Source organism: Pseudomonas sp. A-B-19 (genome assembly GCF_019947515.1).
Classification (GTDB): Bacteria; Pseudomonadota; Gammaproteobacteria; order Pseudomonadales; family Pseudomonadaceae; genus Aquipseudomonas.
The window spans coordinates 119,623-139,199 of record NZ_JAGYGN010000012.1 but is presented as its reverse complement, the minus strand read 5'-3'; the positions used below and the strand labels follow the sequence as shown (position 1 = coordinate 139,199).

Here is a 19,577-nt window from a genome sequence, read left to right as displayed (position 1 = left end):
ACATCAAAGGTGAATCGGCGCCGCGGTCCGGAAAAGAAACCGCGGCAACCGATCGATCAGGCGGCGGGGAGCAAGCCTTTCTGTTTGGCGACATGGGTCGCCAATGCGTCCATCAAGTCCGGGGACAGGCAGTCATAGGGTTCCAGGCCGAGCGAGCGCAAGCGCTCGCGGATAGCCTTCATTTGCGCTGGCGGAGTGCCGGTTTCGATGATGGAGGACACGAACGCCGCGAATCCCGGCGCAGACCATCCGCTCTGTGGCGAAAGCTCGGTGTGGACGAAGTCCAGGCCATAAAACGCATGGTCCTTGTTCTCGATGCGCCCAAAGAGATGGGCGTGACACTGCTTGCAGGCGTGGCGCTGGATGGTGGCGGATTCGTCGACAATCGCCAGTTTTTCGCCGTGGGCAATGACGCTGACCTTATCTCGAGGCACCACGGCGATGACGGCGAATATCGCGTTTTGTGGTTTCCAGCATTTGCTGCAGCCGCACGCGTGGTTATGCAGCGTTTGTGCGTCGATCCTGACCTCGACCTTGTCGGTCGCACACAGGCATTGCAGGGTGCCACCTTTGAAATTCGGGGCGGCGGGTTGTATGCCATTGTCCAATGCAGGGTGAAGTTGCAAGGTGCTCATGCTGGCGTCTCCGTTTCAGGGTGTCAGACAAAAGTGCCTGGGGCGCGCCCCAGACCGGTAGTTCATCGGAACTCCATGACCGCGCGGATCGATTTGCCTTCATGCATCAACGAGTGACCTCCTTCGGTGCGACCGGGCGGTTACCCAGATCAAGAATAGTCTGCGATGACGTATCGAGCTCGGCCAGGCCAGCGTACGGGCGAGTGTGCTGAATTCAGATGGCATCCACACACGCTCAAGGTTTTCAGGTCTGCTTCTGCCCGGTGTCAAGTGCAGCAACAGATCATGCTTAACAGCGCTCTGGTCTGTTTTCTGTAGGAGCTGGCTTGCCAGCGAAGAGGCCCGAAAGATCGATGCACAATTCCAGGCCGCCTTTGCTGGCATGCCAGCGTCCGCCCCTGATGCCAACCAAGCGTTTTCTGCCGGGCCTCATCGATATCGGGTTCCCTCAGGGGCCTATCGTGAAAATTTCAATCTCGGACGCGTAGTTTTCCGATGCGCAAACCATGGCCGACTGTTTCAACAGAATCGGCCGGAAGCTGCCGACCATCAAGGGCTGCTACCGACCTGGAGCAGTCGGCGAACAAAATAATGGCAAATTAGCGGCTATGCTTGATCTGCTGACGAAACTGATCAGGCAGTCCGGCAGGCTGCGCGGAAATGACCCGCAACGTGCCCTATGTCACCCATAGTTGGTTGGCGTGACACTTAAGACGTATAGCTTCGGTAGCCATTGCTTGTCTCGGGAGCTTCGCTCACGAAAACCAGCGTGAATCCAGATCAGAGAAAAAATTGGCTAGTGCTACGTGCGGTGTGTTCTCAGGTTCAGGTGTCGGCTCAAAAGGTTGATTGGTTTCGGAATCCCGCTTCTGTTGGTCAATTTAGAAGGATTATGTTTGGAGATTGTGAAATGGATTTTTTCAGGAGCAAAAGCGCCGCAAAGCAAGCCACACCCACCAGTTCAAAAAAGCCGCGCTCGACCAAATGGCACCGCATGTACTTTTTTCTTGCGGGATTCGACGTGCTGGTTGTTGTGCTGAGCGTGCTGTTGAATCACCTGATCGTCGATACCTATCACCGCTCCATCACGGCAAACCAGTCGTGGGTCCAACAGCTGTCGAGCTATTCAACGCTGGGCAGCCTGGCTTCCAAAGTCAATGCGCCGGGCAATAATGTGTTCGATACACATAATGTTGAAGCCGAATCGCGGAACATGAATGAAGCCTTGCGCGCCTTCAGCGAGCATTTGGCAATGGCCAAAAAACAGTTGGAAGTACGGATCGCCAGTGAGGCTGAACACAGTGCAGATATACAAGCCTTTACCCTTGCATTGAAGGATGAGGTGGGTGCAATTGATGCCGCGATGGTCGAAATGGTGAACGAGGCCTTGCTGATTTTTTCCTACTTCAGGGAGGGGCAGTCGGATAATGCCGGCAAACGCATGGCAACGATGGACAGGAAGTATGCCCAGTTGCTCGCCTCACTCAGTACCGTGCGGGATCGCGTTGGCCTGATTCAAAGCAAGCTCCTGGCGGAGGAGCTTGAGTCGGTCGAAGAACTGCGCCGGGTCGAATACGCGATCATGTTGTTCGTGCTAATGATGGTCAGTGCGGCCGTTATCTACGGGGGCAAGATAAGGCGCGAAATGGAGTCGCAAGCAGCCGAAAGGGAAGGTTATCTGGCAGTGCTGCGCGAAAGCGAGAAGCAGGCCCGCCAGCAGGCATCGCTGCTGGACAAGGCCCAGGACGCCATTGTCGTGCACGGGATGGATAACCGCATCCTGTACTGGAACAAAAGTGCCGAGCGTCTCTACGGTCTGTCTAAGGAAGAGGCACTCGGCAAATCGGCACAGGAGTTGATCTACCAGGGTAGCGCCGCTTTCAATGCGGCCACTAACAGCCTGATAGAAACGGGTGACCGGGCGGACGAAGTTACACTTCGACGCCGGGATGGCTGCACCATCACGCTCGAAAGTCATCGAACCCTGGTGCGAGACGATGATGGCCAGCCGCAATCCGTTCTGTCGATCAATACTGACATCACCCACCGCAAGACCGCTGAGCAAGAGGTCCAGCGTTTGGCCTTCTACGATCAGTTGACCGGGCTGGCCAACAGGCGGCTCATGCTGGACCGGTTACAGCATCTGCTGGCGGGCAGCTCCCGTAGCCTGCATACGAGCGGGATAATTCTCATTGACCTGGATAACTTCAAGGCACTGAACGACACGCTGGGGCATGACAGAGGCGACATGTTGCTGCAGCAAGTTGCTCTGCGCCTTTGCGGCTGCATACGCGAGAGCGACACCGTGGCTCGCCTGGGTGGAGACGAATTCGTCGTCCTGCTGGATGGCCTTAATGAGAATCCTCCAGAAGCAGCTATCCAGGCCAAGGCTATTGGCGAAAAGATTCTCGACTCTCTGAATATTTCCTACCAGTTGGATGGATATGAGCACCACAGCACCCCCAGCCTCGGCATTGCGCTGTTCCAGGGGCAACTGAGCACCGTGGACGATATTATGAAGCGCGCTGACCTGGCGATGTATCGCGCCAAGGCGGCGGGCCGCAATACCATGCGCTTCTTCGATCCGGACATGCAGGCGGTTGCCACGGCACGCGCCAGACTGGAAGTAGACTTGCGCCAAGGCTTGCAGGACAACCAATTCCTTCTTCATTACCAGCCGCAGGTGAATAGTGAGGGCCGTATCATTGGCGCAGAGGCACTGATGAGATGGCAGAATCCTGAACGCGGAGTCGTGTTTCCAGGCGAGTTCATTCCATTGGCAGAGGAAACGGGGTTGATTCTGCCGTTAGGCCGTTGGGCGCTGCAGGCAGCCTGCACTCAGCTGGTTGCCTGGGCAAGGCATTCGGAAACCGCCCGACTGGGTATGGCTGTGAATGTCAGCGCCCGCCAGTTTCACCATCCGGACTTCGTCGAGGAGGTACTGCAAGTACTGAGATACACGGGGGCCGATCCGAAGAAACTGAAACTGGAACTGACCGAAGGCCTGCTGGTAGAGGATATGGAAGGTACTGTCGCCAAAATGATCGAGTTGAAAGAGATCGGCATAGGCCTTTCGCTGGATGATTTCGGAACCGGCTACTCGTCACTGTCATACCTCAAGAGCCTTCCACTGGATCAACTCAAGATCGACCAGTCCTTCATCAGAGATGTGCTGGTTGATCCCAACGACGCCGCCATCGCCTGCGCGATTGTGAGCCTGAGCCAGATATTGGGGCTTTCGGTGATTGCAGAAGGTGTGGAGACCGAAGCTCAGCGCACCTTTCTGGTCAAGCATGGCTGCCAGACCTACCAGGGCTTCCTGTTTTCCCCGCCACTGCCAGCCGAACAATTTGAGAAGTATGTTCAAGAAAGATTAATGGCGAGCACTGATTTCCCACGGACCACGACTAAATCGCCATAATTTCACGGGTGCCTGGGAACGTCCGCGTTCGGCTGTGGATTCAACCCGATGCGGACGATGAGAGGTCGACTCAAATGTGGCTCGCACCCGCAACTGCCGGAGGTAGCCTCGAACAGCTGTAGGAGCGAGCTTGCTCCGGGCGGCGTTCCGACGAAGGTCGTGAACGATAACGCGCAAAGCCAGATGCCCAGCAGCGCCCTCAGGTTTTTCGCGAGCAAGCTCGCTCCTACAGAGGAGCGAGCCTTCTTGCCCTCCTGAGGATTTGCAGAACCACACATCCACCTGTACTTCATAACCATCGCGCACCAGGCTCAGTGCCGGAGAGACCGTGCAGACGTCATTGGTGACCCCGGCCAGGTCCGGCGGCATGATGGATCAGCCCGTAAAGAAGTACTTGCCTTTGATTTTCCTGGGATTGACGAAGACGAAGTCTGGAAAGATTTTCCCTCGGACGTACCAAACAAAAGCCAGGATAACGATACTTATAGCTAATGCGATAGTGGTTGTTGCCGGACTCGATGTAAACCCCGCAAGCGATCTTGGGAATTGGGGAAGCGCAAGGAGTATGTACGCGTTGTAGGCGCCAACGCGATGGTTGTAGAAGCCCCATACCAAAAGCAAAGGAATCAAGGTCATTGAAACACCAATAACCCATTTGGCCGTTGGCCCCATCCTGGCGCCTATATCCAATCCCAGAAAGAGTGCAATCAAAGCCTGGACGAACATTATCGTGATGAGAATGTTCACCTTGCGATCGTGCTCGTCACAACGAATTGGATCTGCATACGAGGCTATACAGTAGGCAAGATGACTGTCTTTTACACCCCGCCCGGAGAGCTGTGAAAACACTTCCGACTTTGCAGTGCCAGAGGCGAGTAGCTCGCGAACTTTTTCCTGAACTTCTTTCTTGCTCAAAGTTGAATGTGAAATGCTTTCTCTTTGCGTCAACTTGACAGATTTTTTAGCAGGAAACACCAGGACAGCTACGGCCCCGATAAGGGCTAGCGTGCCCAGGAAAACGCCCAAGTAAAACCCCCCACCCAGTGAGTAAGTACCTGGCTTCACTCTACCCGGCTTTGCAGGGTCGACAAGAATTTCGATCACTTTTCCTTCCCTGAATGTTGCAATTGATCTTTCGACCGACTCCAGGCTGGTCCTACAAGGCCGCTGCGATATTTCGAGCGGAAAAGTGTATTGCTGTCCGTTCCATTCAAAGGTCACGTTAACCAGAGGGCAATAGGTCAAACCCTTACTGCGCATCTCCTCAGAAATGGAGACAGTGGCGACAGTGGCATGCAACTTCTGCCAAGTCTTCGTCTCGTCCACCTCCTTGTACGTGGAAAGAGACACGAGAAGGCAGAGCAAGGCAAAGATAAATAAAACAACGAACAGGGCCGTCCTTAGCAAGAAGGTCTTCATAAGGCTCCTTGGCCAACGTGAAACGGAGGTCAGTTGGGAAATGACACCTTGGCGCGGTGTAGTGATGCACTGAGGTTAGTCCGTCGATACTCAAATGCAATGCAACTTCCCGTGCTTCAGCTTCTGGCCGGTTTCTGCCTCTCGCGACGGGCAGAAAACGGGCGATTTCGGTCAGTCGCGACAGGCAGAAAGCAACCCATAGCTGCCCGTCAGACATCTTCCTATGTCTAGGGAGACAGGGGCAATTAACTTTCTGGTGACCTGACTTTAAGGCTTGGAGGTGTCTACAAAACCAAGCAGATAAACGTCATGGAAGCGATAGCTCTCCAAGCCACGTGCAACTTTTCCCTATGTTACTGTCCGGCCTCGAACCAAAAATCCAGATCGCTCCATTCTTTCTTTGCACCGGAAAGAGCGCAGCCGGCCGGCCTTCATGGCATTCGGGCAATGGCACGGACATGACTGTCACGTCACCATTTTTTGCGTCGAGCCGGAAAACCAGAATCTGCGCTTCGATAGAACACACGACCAGAAGGTCGCCATTTTCCAAAACCATCTGCCCTTGATAGCAGGATGTCCATGTCCCATTCGCCTGCTGCAATACGGAACGAGGAAGCTCCTTGCGCCAAGAGATAGCGCCGTCGAGGGAGAGTTTTGTGATTTCCAGCGGCTTCGCGCTCTGCAGATCGTACCAACTCGATAGTACATAAAACGCAGTTCGTGACTTTACCATCGCAAGCCGTCCCCCGTGCAGCGCAGAACGGTTGTTCATGTTTGTTCTAATGGTTTGCCAACCGACCACGCGTCCTGTCCGGTTAACAGTCCGGACATCCACATCGTCCTGATATGTTTTGTAGTCATCTTCATGCCTACCTTCAATGGTGGCCGCTACGATTTGGTCACCTACTGCTGAAACCGCCACCCCTTTTCCGAGCCCCAGCCTTCGTTGCCACAAGAGCCTGCCCTGAGTCGATACGGCCGCCAGCCAATTTTCAGCGCCGTCACGGCCGGCGACGACCAATTCGCCTGAATCAAGCATGGTCACACTCTGAATATAACGGAACCGGAACGAGTGAAAAGAGTATTCCGCAACGATTCGTCCCTGTGGGTCGAGCTTTCCGAGATAGGCATCTGCCATCGTTCCGCCGGGGACGTACATTCGCCTGTTTGTTAAACCGGCAAGCCAAAGAGTCTCAGCGGGGCCCTGCACAATTGTCGAGGCCTTCCCTTGAGTTGCTAGTTCAATGATAGGTCCAGGGCCTGTTTCGCTCGGCCGCAAGAGAATCGATTGCGATACCCCTTTATTCCCTAACGCGACTATTGAACCGCCGGCGTCGAGCGAGATCCCTCGAATAGCGAGAGCGTCTTGCGAGGTTCTCCCACCAGGAATGGTTTCTGACCAGAATATTCTCAGCGCTGCACTTCCGGCAGCGGCTTGTTCGAGAGGAATCCCGATCAATAGAAACGCTGTGAAGGCTATTAGCTTCGCCATGAAATGACAGAGCTCCTGCAAGGCTTGGTTCCGAAGTCGCAAGGAATATCCGCGCGTCTTCTAAATCCCTTAATGTGCGGTACCGTGCAATATTCGACACCTCATGCGAGGTGATAACGCCCTCACAGAACGGAAGCCCATTCGGCTCAATCAATTCCGGCAGCAAACCAAGCATAGCTCCTCTTTTCCATCGCTCCGTCCACCGACAGCTTCTGGCTGATCTCTACATGTCACGACTGACGGAAATTGACCCACGTGGACGAATTCAAGCGCCGTTGTCGATTGATAGGTGATAAGGATTGAGCCTGCTAGCATTGAGTGTCAGAGAGCCTAGTAAGAGCACTGATGATGCAGATGATTAAAGTAGGGGCGAGCGGTTTGAATCAGCTCCGTGCGTCCTTGAGTCAAGCTGGATTGCCCTACGATGATGTGAGCGATCCGGGACGGCAGTTCTACCGATTCGACGTGGATGGGAAATTGGTTGCTTATGGAGGGTTGGAGGGTACTGGTCCCGATCTCCTACTGCGCTCTTTGGTCGTTTCCGAAGAGCATCGTGGAGCGGGACTGGGTAAAGCGGTGTTGTCGGAACTGGAACAATACGCGGTCTCCCAAGGCGCAGTCCGACTGCATTTGTTGACCCAAAGCGCTGTTAATTTTTTCGCAGCCAGCGGGTACGAACTGCTTGATAGGGATAAGGCGCCTGTCGCAATTACCCAGACAGCTCAGTTCAAGCATTTGTGTCCTTCATCAGCGAGCTACCTGCGGAAAACTTTAAGCGCTCCCCTCCGTGCTGAATGAGCCATCGAAACGTTTCTGGACCATTGCTAGTGTTGGTAGCCAATGCCTGCTTCTGGCCGATTTCTGCTTGTCGTGACAGGCCGGAGTCGACCGATTCTGTTGAAAAAGTCGCACTGCCCAAACTGCCTGATCATTGACTGGTTAAAACGCCTTTTTTGCTCGCTGCTACGTGAAGTCCGAGTCCGGATGCTTCTGCCAAATGTGAAACTTTCAATCTCGGACGCGTACTTTTCCGATGCGCAAACCATCATCGACTTTTTCAACAGAGTCGACCCAAAGCGGTCATTCGTAGAGTCTCTCTTGCAAGGTTGCTCGCTTATTTGCGATGCGAACTCTCGATCCATCCAGTGGTGCAACTCATGACCCTTACAATTTTGCCAGCAACAGTTCTTCGTCCCACATGAGTGATAGCATTTTGATCTAAGCGTTTTTAACTTGCCGGAATTTTCTTGTCTACGCTCGCATTAGCACCTGATATCTCGATCACAACACACAGGTACCAACTGAGGTTAGGTTATGTCCGATGACAGCTATGGGCACAGCAGGGCAAGTATTTTTTTTCCAGTTTTCAGTATATGGCAGACGAAGCTGGTGATTGTGTTGCTTATCCTTTTACTGGTAGCAGTCAGCGCCATTGTGCCCGATACAGCTGAGGGAAGAGTGTGGTTGCTGGTCCAGCAGATGATCTTGGTTGGATACAAGGATATGGGAAGTTTTAGTGAAGGATCAAGTTATAGATTCGTAGTAATGGTTAGTTTTTCTATGGCGGTTATTTTGTCTTGGGTTGCTGCCATTGTCACGTCGTTGACTCGTCTTCATATGCATGCTTTTCAGGCTATTGAGAGAAAAAGCTATTTATCAAGAGTTTTGACTGTTGGGTTCATACTGGTATTCTTGTTACTGCCTATTTTTCAAGAGTTGCCAAATAATGATTTGCACTTCTCATATCATGTGTTTAAGGCGATATGGAAAAGTAGACTATTGATAATCGGGACGAGCGTTGGGTATTTTTTGATCTCTATGGTGCTTTGGGTGCTGGTTTTATTTGAGGTTTCTAATGTTCTGGGTCGGAGGTCGTCAACACGTAGCTGAACTCTGCCATGGCCAAGCAGCGAGTTGCTGACCGTTTGCAGTCGATCGCAACTGGCTGCTTTTGGCCGATTTCTGCCGGTTCCCACCGGCAGCTTTGGGTCCGATAGCGACCGCCAGCCATCAGCCTTGGAACAAGGGAAAGCTTGTCGGGCAGAAAGCCCCCGCTCCGAGACAGAGATATCCGGGCCATTCGAGTAAGACTTCAGCTTGCTGAGAAGACGCGTGATTTGGCGCTCTTCAACTTGGCCATCGACAGCAAGCTGCGTGCCTGTGACTTAATCAAGTTTCGAGTCCGAGACATCGCCCATGGGGAGCATGTGTCGTCACGGGCCATCGTGATGCAGCAGAAAACCCGGCACCCAGTGCAATTTGAAATCACTGAGCAAACCCGAACGGTTCTGGAGGATACCTGGGAATCGAGGTCGATGATGCTCTGGAAATGGCGAAACAGACGGAGGTCTGATCATCCATAGTGACGGTCGATGCTAGACCGTCGCTATCCGACCCGATATAGATAGTCGAAGGGGCAGCTAATAATGAAGTAGTTCACCCATCACGTAATCAAGCCGATAGACAGACTTGTTGAAGTCAACGGCCTCGATATAGCCCGGTAATAAGCAAAAGCCTTCAGAGAATATGTCTGCGCCAGAGGCTTTCCAGATTATGACACCATCCATGGAGAGGCGAGTGATCTCAAGCTCGCCATGTGAAAGGAGAGCACCTTGCTGATTTTCCCAATGGCTGTTTTTGGCCGATGGCTATTCGTGAGAGCCCGTTTTCGACCAGAATCGTCACTCGAAAAAATCATCCGAGCGGCTCCGAAAAAAAACGGCCAATTCCTGCCAGATCAGTTGGCCGTTTTTGACGTAGTCAGTTGAAGAGGAAGTTACTGGTGGTCAGTCAGGTTGAGCGTGTCCTTCCAGAATTTCAAATCCATCATCAAGGGGGGCGTACCCCACGACTTTTCTGGTCCTCTCGATAGAAAGTCGCTTATATCTGTTATCTGAGACCCCGTGGATAACATGAAATCCGCTCAGCTCGGCCTCGACGCAATTTCCAAGTAGTGCGACAACATCCCTGATACTGATAAAAGCAGCTACATCCCTGTGACTGTGGTTTTCCCCTTGGTGAAATATAGCTACGTTTGCAATACGGACTGCGATTGTTGTCATTTGACCATCGTTTGCATACATCGAAGCCAGAGCTTCCCCGAACGCTTTGCTGACCCCGTATAGATTGCCTGGCTTAGGTGCCATACATTCATGTATCTGGACATCCTCTGGATAACCTTCGATAGCCTGGGCGCTGCTCGCAAATATAAAGCGCTTGCAGCCTTGAGCCTTTGCGGCGAATAGCATGTTGTAGGTGCCCACAATATTCACAGGGAGCAGGGAGGTCATGAAGTCGGCGTCTGGGCGAGGGTCAGCAGCTAGATGAATCACTGTGTGTATGCCTTCGCAAGCTTCAAGGCAACTGGCTTGAACGCTGATGTCGAGTGCGAAACGTTGTGCCGATTGCGGAAGTGTTGATACATCTATGTCGGCTAAACGCAAATCTGATTTATCGTAATGCGCTTTCCAAAAAGCGCTGCCGATTCGGCCCGCGGCACCTGTGATTAAAATTTTTCGCGCGTTCATTTCAGCATGTCCTTATGGCGAGCGTCACTGTAGCTTCCCAGCGTCGTGGTCGGGTGACAACCTCCAATGAGAGTAACGAGCGACAACACATCCGCTTCTGGCCGGTTTCTGCCTTCCGCGACCGGCTGAAGCCGACGCAAAGCAGTCCTTGATGTATGTTTGTTGTCGCCATACGTTACTGGCATTCATGGAGGATTCTGACTGATGGCACGCGTGGGATTGATACTGACACCCGGTTTTGCGGACTGGGAATATGCTTTCATTGCTGGAACTGCGTCCCCGTTTTACGGGATCGACGTCAGGTTTTTCGCTTCTGCTACGGGGCAGTTCCGCTCGCAGGGTGGATTGGCTGTAACTGTCGATAGCAGTTTGCAACAATGTCTGGACTGGAAACCGGACGTTGTCGTCGTCATTGGAGGAGTGTTCTGGGAACGTGCAGATGCACCGGATATTCGAGAGTTTCTTCATGCCAGTCGTTCAAGTGGAGCGACAATTGCCGGTATCTGTGGGGGAACGCTGGCACTTGCGAGGGCCGGGCTTCTCGACACGGTTGCTCATACCTCGAACAGCGCTGACTTCTTACGACAAAACGTCGTAGGTTATGAAGGGCACACGCTTTATCGAAACAGTCCAGTAGCTGTGGTTGCAGACCGCATCATAACCGCTCCAGGCCCTGCACCCGTTAGCTTCACCTGCGCAGTGTTCGAAGGTGCCGGGCTATCTTCAGAGATCATTTCTCAGTTCAGGTCAATGTTGGCAGCGGAACATCGGTGACCGCCACGTCCTGCAAAACAGCCGATCAGGAGATGTGTTCGGGTGGCTACTTTTGGCCGATTCTGTTGAAAAATCAGCTCCCCTGTCTGGCCTGCGGCAAAATCTCTGCATTGGCCAGCGGGGAAGCACGCCTGGCTAAAGGCGAAGGCTTTGCCGTGGACGCCAGCAGCATCAAAGCGGATGCGAGCCGGCTACAGAACCTGCGACGGCTGGCCAAATTGATCTCTCAAGGACCGCCTGCCCTGGGATAGGTGCGCCTGCACTCAGCCAAAAACCTCAAACTGACCCATTAACCGAGCAGCAAAGGTCAACGAAGGGCCAGGAAACCACTCAATGTGGTGAGTAGGTTCTCCGGTGGTGGTCCTGCCTGAGTTCATGCGAGCTGAAAATCCGGCTTTTTCAACACAATCGGCCGGTTTCTGCCCTGCGTGAAGTGCAGCAACAGATCATGCCTGGATGTCGGGGGCGGTAAAAAATGATACTGGTTGCAACGGCCATTGCAGCAGGAACTTCAGGGGGTTGGCCAGGTCAATAGCGGCCCTGTATCGCAAATGCCGAACAGCGCTGTGGTCTGTTTTACTGTAGGAGCTGGCTTGCCAGCGAAGAGGCCCGAAAGATCGATGCACAATTCAAGGCCGCCTTTGCTGGCATGCCAGCGTCCGCCCCTGATGCCAACCAAGCGTTTTCTGCCGGGCCTCATCCTGGTGTTCTGCGCCGTCGCGTCGTGTTGTTCCGTCGCTGCGGAGCGAAGAGCGCCCGCGCAAAGCAACAGCGCATCAACCACCCTGATCGAAACAGCCTCGCGGCAGTATGAAAATGGCCAACTGGACCAGGCCGCCGCCACGTTGGAGCGTGCTCTGCATATCCAGCCGAACAATCCCGCGACGCTGCATTACCTCGGTGTGTTGCGTCTTCAGCAGGGGCAGTACCAGCAGGCTGAAACCTTGGCGGCTCGCTCGAACATGCGGGTTGGTCGCAACGTCGAGTTGCGCAACCGCAACTTCCAATTGATCCAGGCGGCGCAGCAGGCCCAATCTTCGGGTGCCCCACCCAATGCCAAAGAGGATCTGGTCGCGGTACAGAAGGGGCTGGAAGAGGAGACCCAAAGGCGCCGCGAAGCAGAAAAGGCCGTTGCTGAACAATCCACTCCGGTCACTGGGCAGGACGCTGGCAACTTCGCTGGCGCAGAGACAGATCGGGTTGCGCAAGCACCGACGGCTGGCAGAGCCGGGCCCGAAGGACAAATGCAAATGGCCAATGTCGAGCCAGGGCGAGCGTACGCTGAGGTTGAGATTCCTCGCGGGCATATGCCGCCTCCGGGCAAATGCCGGATTTGGTTTCCTGATCGTTCGCCGGGGCATCAACCTGCACCCGGCAAATGCAAGAAGCTGCGAGATCGGGTTCCCTCAGGGGCCTATCTGGTGCGCGGTTGAGTTTCCGAGTGTCCACTTCTGGCCGATTACTGCCCTGACGAAAGACGGTAATCGACCTCATGCCACTCTAATTCGGTTCCCGCTGTGGATCGACGCGTAGTAGCGTCGGGGCTCAAGGAACTAAACGGTTTTGACTGCCAAAGCTTTTTGCCGACGATACAGAATCGTCGTCGCCGTGAACCCGCACACCGCCGCGAACATCAGCCAGTAGGCAGGTGATGCCTTGTCGCCCGTGGCCTGGACAAGCAGCGTCGAGATTGCCGGGGTAAAACCGCCAAACACCGCGGTGGCCAAACTGAAGGCCAGTGAAAACCCGACTACCCGCACGTTCTGTGGCATGACTTCGGTCAGTGCCGCGACCATGGCCCCGTTGTAAATCCCAAAGAAGAATGAGAAGTACAGCAGAACAGCGAGCAGTCGTTCGAAACTCGCCGCCTCTGCCAGCCAGTGCATGGCGGGATAGGCGGTGAAGATGCACAGCAACGATATCGCCAGCAACAGTGGCCGACGGCCAATGCGGTCGGAGACGGCGCCGCCGATAGGCAGCCAGATAAAGTTGCTGATGCCGACCAGCAGTGTGACCACCAGGCTGTCGGTGGTACTCAGGTTCAGTACTGTCCTGCCAAACGTCGGTGTGTAGACCGTAATCAGGTAGAACGTGGTGGTGGTCATGGATGCCAGCAAGCCGCCCGCCAGTACGGTGCGCCAGTTGTCACGCATCGAGCGAAAAACTTCGCGAGTTGTTGGGCGATGGCTGCGAGCTGTGAAGGCAGTGGTTTCTTCCAGTGAGCGGCGAATAATGAAAATGAACGGGATGATCACGCAGCCAATGAAGAACGGAATACGCCAGCCCCAATCGGCAATTTCAGCAGCTTGCATCGTGGCATTGATGGTGTAGCCCAACGCGGCCGCGACGACGATCGCCACCTGTTGGCTGGCCGATTGCCAACTGGTGTAGAAACCGGTGTGACCGGGGGTGGAAATTTCCGCCAGGTACACCGAAACACCGCCCATTTCCGCGCCGGCGGAGAAGCCCTGTAGCAGCCTGCCCAACAACACCAGAATCGGTGCCGCCACGCCGATGGCGGCATAGCCCGGCACCAGGGCGATCAATACGGTACCGGCGGCCATGATCGACAGCGTCACGATCAGCCCCTTGCGACGGCCCACCTTGTCGATGTACGCCCCCAACACAATGGCGCCTAACGGACGCATCAGGAATCCGGAACCGAATACCGCGAAGGTCATCATCAGCGAGGCAAACTCGCTGGTGGCTGGAAAGAAAGTCCGGGAGATGTAGGTCGCGTAGAACCCGAACAGAAAGAAGTCGAACTGCTCGAGAAAGTTACCACTGGTGACCCGCAAAATGGCGCCCAATTTGGACCCCTTGGCTCGGGTTGTTGCCGTTGTCGTTTTCATCATGGCTACCGTTATGCTCACTATTGTTTTTGGAATGAGTGCTTTAACCGTCAGTCGCCGCTGGCGTTGATCGGGTTGGGTTGACGCTTCTCGATGGCGTGTTTGAGCAGCGCTGCGCTGCGGAATATTCCATGGGCGAATTTGCTGTAGGGCATGGTCAAGAAGAACGCCATGACCAGGCCGAGATGGATAGCCAACATCAAGCCCAAGACGCTGGTTTCACGCAAAGCCAGTAGCGCCAGGCCGCTTGCGCTGACCAGAAACAGCAGCGCGATGAAGCCGCGATCCATGGGTTTTTGGTTCTCATCGCCGTGCGCAGGGTTGCGACGCAGGTTCAGCCAAAGAAGACCCGCCGGGCCGATCAGCAGGCCGATGCCACCGGTAATACCCAGCATCACCGGCAAGCTGAAGACCGGATAAGGCGCCGACCACTTCAGCAGGTAGTGAAAGAGCGTGGCGACACCGGTGGCGGCGAAGCACAGCATGAAGCCGTAGAAGGTGACGTGGTGGAATCGGCGTCGCCACAAGGTGAATTGATCGTCAGCGTTGTTGCAGCCTTCGCCATGGCCGCCGTCCAGGTATTCGAGTTTCGCGACGTTGGCCGTAGCCTCCAATGCAGCGGACGTTTTCAACGGCAGTGGTGCTGCGACCGGTGAAACGTTGCGCCAGAAGCGCCGTACGCCCATGGTCAGGGCAAGTACCGCAAAGCCAAACACTGAGCCGAACATCAGCGCCAGGGTGTTATGCGGGAAAATCCTGTAGAAGTTGCCCCCGGGAATGGTCGTGAACAGGTTGCCCATAAGCATCAGGGTCAGGCATAAAAACAAGGCCAGTCCCCCACCGGAAGCCAGCGCCAGGGTCAGGCCGTTGCGCTGATACAACTTGCCCATCACTCGCGGCCAGGCGTATTCGGCGTAAGTATCCAGGCGCACTTTGGCCATGGCTTTGGGTATGTTGACGTCGAATTCGTGTGGGGCGGCGTACTGACAGGCGTGCAGGCACGCGCCGCAGTTATGGCACAAGTTCGCCAGGTAATGGATGTCGGCCTGAGTGAATTCCAGGCGCCGGGTCATCGCCGGAAATACCGCGCAAAAGCCTTCGCAATAACGGCAGGCATTGCAGATGGTCATCTGCCGCTGGACTTCACTTTCGTCAAGATTCAACACCGGGATCAACCCGCCCGACGCTTGGGGATCAAACAGTTGCATGTCGAGACTCCGTGTTTGCAGATGAAACGCCATAGCCCACCGAAGCGGCCGCCTGCACACCGGCGATGCGGCCAAACGCGGTACCGATGGCCATGCCGATGCCGGCGGTGTAGCCCTTGCCCAGAACATTGCCGGCCATCATTTCTCCCGCGACGAACAGGTTGGGGCTCGCTTTGCCGTTGAAATGCACGGCAGCGGTTTCGTCGGTGGCGAGGCCGAGGTAGGTGAACGTGACGCCCGGTTTAAGCGGGTAGGCGTAGAAGGGTGGTTTCACCAATGGCCGCGCCCAATGGGTTTTGGCGGGCATCAGTCCTTGGGTGTGGCAGTCGTCCAGCGCCGTGTGATCGAAAGTGCCAACGCGGCAGGCGCTGTTGTACTCCTCGACAGTCTTGACGAATTGTTCCTGAGGCAGCTTCAACTGGCGGGCAAGGTCTTGCAGAGTATTGGCGCTGGTTCCGGGAAAGACCGGCGGCATGAAGCGGCCGATGGCTTGTTGATCGATGATCGAATACGCCTGCTGACCGGGTTGCCCGGCCACCAGACGCCCCCAGATCGCATAACGTTTTGGCCAGAAATCCTCACCTTCGTCGTAGAAGCGTTCGCCATCACGATTGACCACCACACCCAGCGATACGCAGTCGATTCGGGTGCAGATGCCGCCGTCGTAGAGTGGCGCACGGGCATCAATCGCGACCATGTGTGCTTGCGTCGGATCGCCGATCACATCTGCGCCAAGGTCGAGCATGCGCCGTAGCAAAATACCGGTGTTGAATCGGGTGCCCCGGATCAGGAAATTGTCCGATGGCCATTCACCGCGTTCATTCTGACCCCAGGCTTCGCGCAGCCATTCACGATTGGATTCGAAGCCGCCAGCCGCCAACACGCAGGCCCGGGCTTCAATGCGTTCTGCGGCGAAACGCTGACCATCGACCTCATGTTCGCCCACATGGGCGGCGACGAATTTCCCCTCATCCAGCTCGATGTCGGTCACTTGCGCGTTGTAGCGAACTTTTACACCCAGGCGCTCGGCGCTGCGGAAATACGCATTGACCAGCGCTTTGCCGCCGCCCATAAAAAATGCATTGGTCCGCGCCACGTGCAGCGCGCCGGACAGCGGTGGCTGAAAATGCACGCCGTGTGAACGCATCCAGTCGCGGCAAGAAGACGATGCCCGAATTGCAATGCGTGCAAGCTTTTCATCCGTGAGACCACCGGTGACCTTCAACAGGTCTTGCCAGTATTCTTCTTCCGGATAGGCATCGATCAGCACGTCCTGCGGTTCGTCGTGCATGCACCGCAGGTTACGGGTGTGTTGGGAGTTGCCACCGCGCCAGATTTTCGCAGAGGCTTCCAGCAGCATCACGCTGGCGCCTGCTTCGCGCGCCATCAGCGCGGCGCACAAGGCAGCGTTGCCACCCCCTATGATTAAGACATCGATCATTATCGCTCCTCGATTTGCAAGGAAGCGGGAACGAAGTGCTCCTTGCGAGTGGGGAGAACGATAGGGTGGGGAAGGAGGGGCCGAAAGGCTGCTTTTGACGCGGGGTGTTTAGTTTTTCTAAAGGCTTTGCCTTCAGGAGAGACTTATGTGTCCGGGGTAGAAGGAGGATTACGCGTCTATCTCTTCTATCCATGTAGCTCCAGGCCACTGTTTGTCGACGACCAACTGTCGTGCCACATCGACGATGACCAACCGCGTTGCCAGCGCCGCCGGAGAGAGTTCGTCGTCAGCCAGCGTCGCCAGAAGATTACGCCGGCCCACATGGGGATCGGCAATCCTGATCAGTGAAAGTCCGGACCCGTCTTTCAATGCAGCGGCCGCCCCCGGTTGTATCGTTGCCGCATGACCGGCCCGAACGGCGTTCATCAAAACAGCGAGACCGTCGACTTCCATAATGACGTTGGGTGTCAGCCCGACCCGCTCGAACGCGCTCATCAATGCCGAGCGCAATCCATGTTGCGCGCTGGGCATCACCAGCGGCAGGCCGCCAAGGTCGGCTAACTGCACGCTGTCACCAGAAGGCGCTTGAGGCAGGCTGGGCGAGGCAATGACAAACAGCTGTTCATCCAGCAGCGCCGTCACGCTCCAGCGTTTACCCCCTTCGAGCTGGAACAGGATGGCCAGGTCAATTTGCCGTGCGTTGAGCTGCGCCGCCAAGTGGCCGGAAAGCATTTCCACCAAATGCAGTTGTATGTCCGGATAACGCGCACGCATTGCGTTGATCAACGGTAACGCGAGCACCGTCGCGGTAGTCGGTGGTAAGCCGACGCTGACATAACCGCTCATTCGCCCGCGATGGGCGGCCATGATTGCGTTTTCCGCCTGGCGTAGCGTCAATTGGGCATGGTGTAAAAACGCAAGTCCGGCGCTAGTGGGCGTCACGCCGGTAGAGGTTCGATTCAGGAGGCGGGTGCACAGTTCGCTTTCCAGCTTGGAGATTTGCTGACTGAGGGCTGACACACCAACGTCCAGTTCAAGTGCCGCGCGCCCCAGGCTGCCAAGCTCGATGATTTTTACGAAATAGCGCAGTTGTCTCAATTCCAATGTGGCTGCTCCCCGCGAATTTGTTATTCAAATACCTGAACGATTGCCACGCAAGTTACGAAGCCCGAAGAGGCAGCATTGTCGCAGATTTGGGTTGATCGTTGACCGTTGAGCGCTTTGTCGAGGACTGGTAGCGGTTGACCCGAAGCTGTCATCGAGACTGTGGATCACTGATCCTGTACTTCATACCAGGGCGCGTTGGACGTCACTTCTACATGTTGCTGCTTGTCGGTAGTAAAGGTTGTGTCTAGCGAACCCAGCGCTATAGGTATCCAGTCTGCGTATCCACCCCGGCTTTGCGACCAGAACAGCGATGACCCGCACTGGCCGCAGAACTGACTAAGCACAGATTCTGACGAGCGGTAAGTCGTGATGCACTCCGCGCCCTGGATGATATGCAGGTCAGTTCGCAGCACGCTGCTACGTGGAATCCAAGTCCGGAAGCCTCTGCCAAAAGTAAAGATTTCAACCTAGGACGCGTACTTTTCTGATATGCAAACCATGGCTGACTTTTTCAACAGAATCGGCCGATGGCTGCCTGTCGCGCAAGGCAGCTACACAACTGAAAGCAGGCGCTCGCTGAAAATCCGCTGGTTGTAAAAGCTGACTTTCACCACAAGCTGCTCAATCGCAGGATTTTACGAATACGTTCACAGTCGACCTTTCATTCGATTCTGAAGCAACAAAGGCTGCCTGCTTAACCCCGACTGCTTACACCACTCCAGTGCAGTCACACCAAACCAGCGATGAAACGCACGCGAGAACGTGCTGACATCGGCGTAACCCAGCAGCTGTGCCACTTGCGTCAGGCTGATCGTCGGGACTTGCAGGTAATTGCGTACCAATTGCTGGCGTGTGTCATCCAGCAACCGCTGAAAAGACGTACCTTCTTGAGCCAAGTGGCGTTGCAAGGTCCGCGGGTTGACGGCCATGCAGTCAGCCACTCTTTCGATCGTCGCACGACCGCCAGGCAACAGATTGCGCAGCAATTGCATGACATAGCCCGGCGTCTCGTCTGCTGACAAACGCTCCATGCCCGACAGATGTTGAGCGATGAGTTGATGCAGGGTTTCGCTGGCGCAATCCAGCGGCTGCGCGAGCACGCAAGCGTCGAACAGCAGTCCGGTGTACGCTGCAGAGAAGGTCGGCGTGATGCCCAGCACCTGCCGATAGACGAACTCGCCGGCAAGGGGCGCATGACGGAGCATTACCGCCTCGGGCTGCCATTGGTCCCCGACCAAGGTCCGCATCAGTTGCATACCGACACCACACGCCAACTCTTCTGCCTGTGGCAGTCCGGCCATTGTCGTTTCATCTGTCTGGTAACTGAGCACGGCAACGCCGTCGACAACCTCGAGGTCAATTTGCGCTGATCCGTTGTACAACGAGAAATTGGCGCGCAGCTCAAACAACGCATCGCCGATGGTTCGAGTGTTGTGAATCAGGAAAAAAATATCACCGAAAACGTCTACCCCTTGATAGAGCCCGAATTCCAGGCCGAACAACGGGTTATTCGAAACCTGTTGGCACAGCTCCAGCAAGCCGCAATAGTGCTGGAAGGACAGGATATCTTCCGGAGGATGCAGCGAAGCCACGGGCAATGAGGCCTGGCGCAGCATCCGGTTCGGGTCCAAGCCCTGACTGCGGGCGAATTGATCGAATCCTGCAAGGCTGAGGGCACGAATAAAAGGATTGGATGCCATT

The 19,577-nt window shown here is 55.2% G+C and carries 16 protein-coding genes and 2 pseudogenes; 7 read left to right on the top strand and 11 right to left on the bottom strand.

The features are described 5' to 3' along the window. Window positions 1-56 precede the first annotated feature (56 nt). Window positions 57-635, bottom strand: a complete 579-nt coding sequence (gene gfa, locus KGA81_RS15680) for an S-(hydroxymethyl)glutathione synthase (protein WP_223547099.1) — start codon at window positions 633-635, stop codon at window positions 57-59. A gap of 910 nt (window positions 636-1,545) precedes the next feature. Here gfa and KGA81_RS15675 point away from each other — a divergent pair. Next, window positions 1,546-4,056, top strand: a complete 2,511-nt coding sequence (locus KGA81_RS15675; protein WP_223547098.1) for a putative bifunctional diguanylate cyclase/phosphodiesterase — start codon at window positions 1,546-1,548, stop codon at window positions 4,054-4,056. 279 nt (window positions 4,057-4,335) lie between these two features. On the opposite strand, the pseudogene KGA81_RS15670 reads toward KGA81_RS15675, so the two are convergent. The 3 genes and pseudogenes from KGA81_RS15670 to KGA81_RS15660 all read right to left on the bottom strand — a co-directional run. Then, a pseudogene (locus tag KGA81_RS15670) lies at window positions 4,336-4,413 on the bottom strand (isochorismatase); the annotation flags it as partial. An 18-nt stretch (window positions 4,414-4,431) separates the two neighbouring features. Beyond that, window positions 4,432-5,475: a DUF3592 domain-containing protein gene (locus KGA81_RS15665; protein ID WP_223547097.1), complete on the bottom strand. Its 1,044-nt coding sequence runs from the start codon at window positions 5,473-5,475 to the stop codon at window positions 4,432-4,434. Window positions 5,476-5,782: 307 nt separating this feature from the next. After that, a complete protein-coding gene (locus KGA81_RS15660; protein WP_223547096.1) occupies window positions 5,783-6,967 on the bottom strand; it encodes a hypothetical protein in 1,185 nt (394 codons plus the stop codon). Between the two features lie 345 nt (window positions 6,968-7,312). On the opposite strand from KGA81_RS15660, the gene arsN2 reads away from it, so the two are divergent. The 3 genes and pseudogenes from arsN2 to KGA81_RS15645 form a co-directional block, all read left to right on the top strand. Further along, window positions 7,313-7,765: an arsenic resistance N-acetyltransferase ArsN2 gene (gene arsN2, locus KGA81_RS15655; RefSeq protein WP_223547095.1), complete on the top strand. Its 453-nt coding sequence runs from the start codon at window positions 7,313-7,315 to the stop codon at window positions 7,763-7,765. Window positions 7,766-8,281: 516 nt separating this feature from the next. Next, window positions 8,282-8,857, top strand: a complete 576-nt coding sequence (locus KGA81_RS15650) for a hypothetical protein (RefSeq protein WP_223547094.1) — start codon at window positions 8,282-8,284, stop codon at window positions 8,855-8,857. 94 nt (window positions 8,858-8,951) lie between these two features. Beyond that, window positions 8,952-9,261, top strand: a pseudogene (locus tag KGA81_RS15645) (integrase); the annotation flags it as partial. A 492-nt stretch (window positions 9,262-9,753) separates the two neighbouring features. Here KGA81_RS15645 and KGA81_RS15640 read toward each other — a convergent pair. Further along, the gene (locus KGA81_RS15640) at window positions 9,754-10,494 is read right to left on the bottom strand and encodes an NAD-dependent epimerase/dehydratase family protein (protein WP_223547093.1); all 741 of its coding nucleotides are present in this window, start codon (window positions 10,492-10,494) and stop codon (window positions 9,754-9,756) included. Window positions 10,495-10,698: 204 nt separating this feature from the next. Here KGA81_RS15640 and KGA81_RS15635 point away from each other — a divergent pair, with 204 nt between their 5' ends. The 3 genes from KGA81_RS15635 (at window position 10,699) to KGA81_RS15625 (ending at window position 12,701) form a co-directional block, all read left to right on the top strand. After that, window positions 10,699-11,268, top strand: a complete 570-nt coding sequence (locus KGA81_RS15635) for a DJ-1/PfpI family protein (RefSeq protein ID WP_223547092.1) — start codon at window positions 10,699-10,701, stop codon at window positions 11,266-11,268. After that, window positions 11,265-11,519: a hypothetical protein gene (locus KGA81_RS15630; protein ID WP_223547091.1), complete on the top strand. Its 255-nt coding sequence runs from the start codon at window positions 11,265-11,267 to the stop codon at window positions 11,517-11,519. The genes KGA81_RS15635 and KGA81_RS15630 overlap by 4 nt, the downstream gene beginning before the upstream one ends. Before the next feature lie 417 nt (window positions 11,520-11,936). Continuing rightward, a complete protein-coding gene (locus KGA81_RS15625) occupies window positions 11,937-12,701 on the top strand; it encodes a tetratricopeptide repeat protein (protein ID WP_223547090.1) in 765 nt (254 codons plus the stop codon). 120 nt (window positions 12,702-12,821) lie between these two features. On the opposite strand, the gene KGA81_RS15620 is transcribed toward KGA81_RS15625, so the two are convergent. The 6 genes from KGA81_RS15620 to KGA81_RS15595 all read right to left on the bottom strand — a co-directional run bounded on the left by KGA81_RS15620 (window position 12,822) and on the right by KGA81_RS15595 (window position 19,576). After that, window positions 12,822-14,123 (bottom strand): MFS transporter, encoded by a 1,302-nt coding sequence (locus KGA81_RS15620; RefSeq protein ID WP_223547089.1) that lies wholly within the window; start codon window positions 14,121-14,123, stop codon window positions 12,822-12,824. A 47-nt stretch (window positions 14,124-14,170) separates the two neighbouring features. Further along, entirely contained in the window at window positions 14,171-15,328 is a 1,158-nt protein-coding gene (gene tcuB / locus KGA81_RS15615) for a tricarballylate utilization 4Fe-4S protein TcuB (protein WP_223547088.1), read from the bottom strand. After that, complete coding sequence (gene tcuA / locus KGA81_RS15610) at window positions 15,315-16,769, bottom strand: FAD-dependent tricarballylate dehydrogenase TcuA (RefSeq protein WP_223547087.1); 1,455 nt, start codon at window positions 16,767-16,769, stop codon at window positions 15,315-15,317. Before tcuA ends, tcuB begins: the two co-directional genes overlap by 14 nt. A 168-nt stretch (window positions 16,770-16,937) precedes the next feature. Then, on the bottom strand, window positions 16,938-17,873 hold the full coding sequence (locus KGA81_RS15605; protein WP_223547086.1) for a LysR substrate-binding domain-containing protein: 936 nt from the start codon (window positions 17,871-17,873) through the stop codon (window positions 16,938-16,940). Window positions 17,874-18,040: 167 nt separating this feature from the next. Then, complete coding sequence (locus KGA81_RS15600) at window positions 18,041-18,289, bottom strand: GFA family protein (protein ID WP_223547085.1); 249 nt, start codon at window positions 18,287-18,289, stop codon at window positions 18,041-18,043. Between the two features lie 234 nt (window positions 18,290-18,523). Further along, the gene (locus tag KGA81_RS15595) at window positions 18,524-19,576 is read right to left on the bottom strand and encodes an AraC family transcriptional regulator (RefSeq protein ID WP_223547084.1); all 1,053 of its coding nucleotides are present in this window, start codon (window positions 19,574-19,576) and stop codon (window positions 18,524-18,526) included. Window position 19,577: the final 1 nt, after the last annotated feature.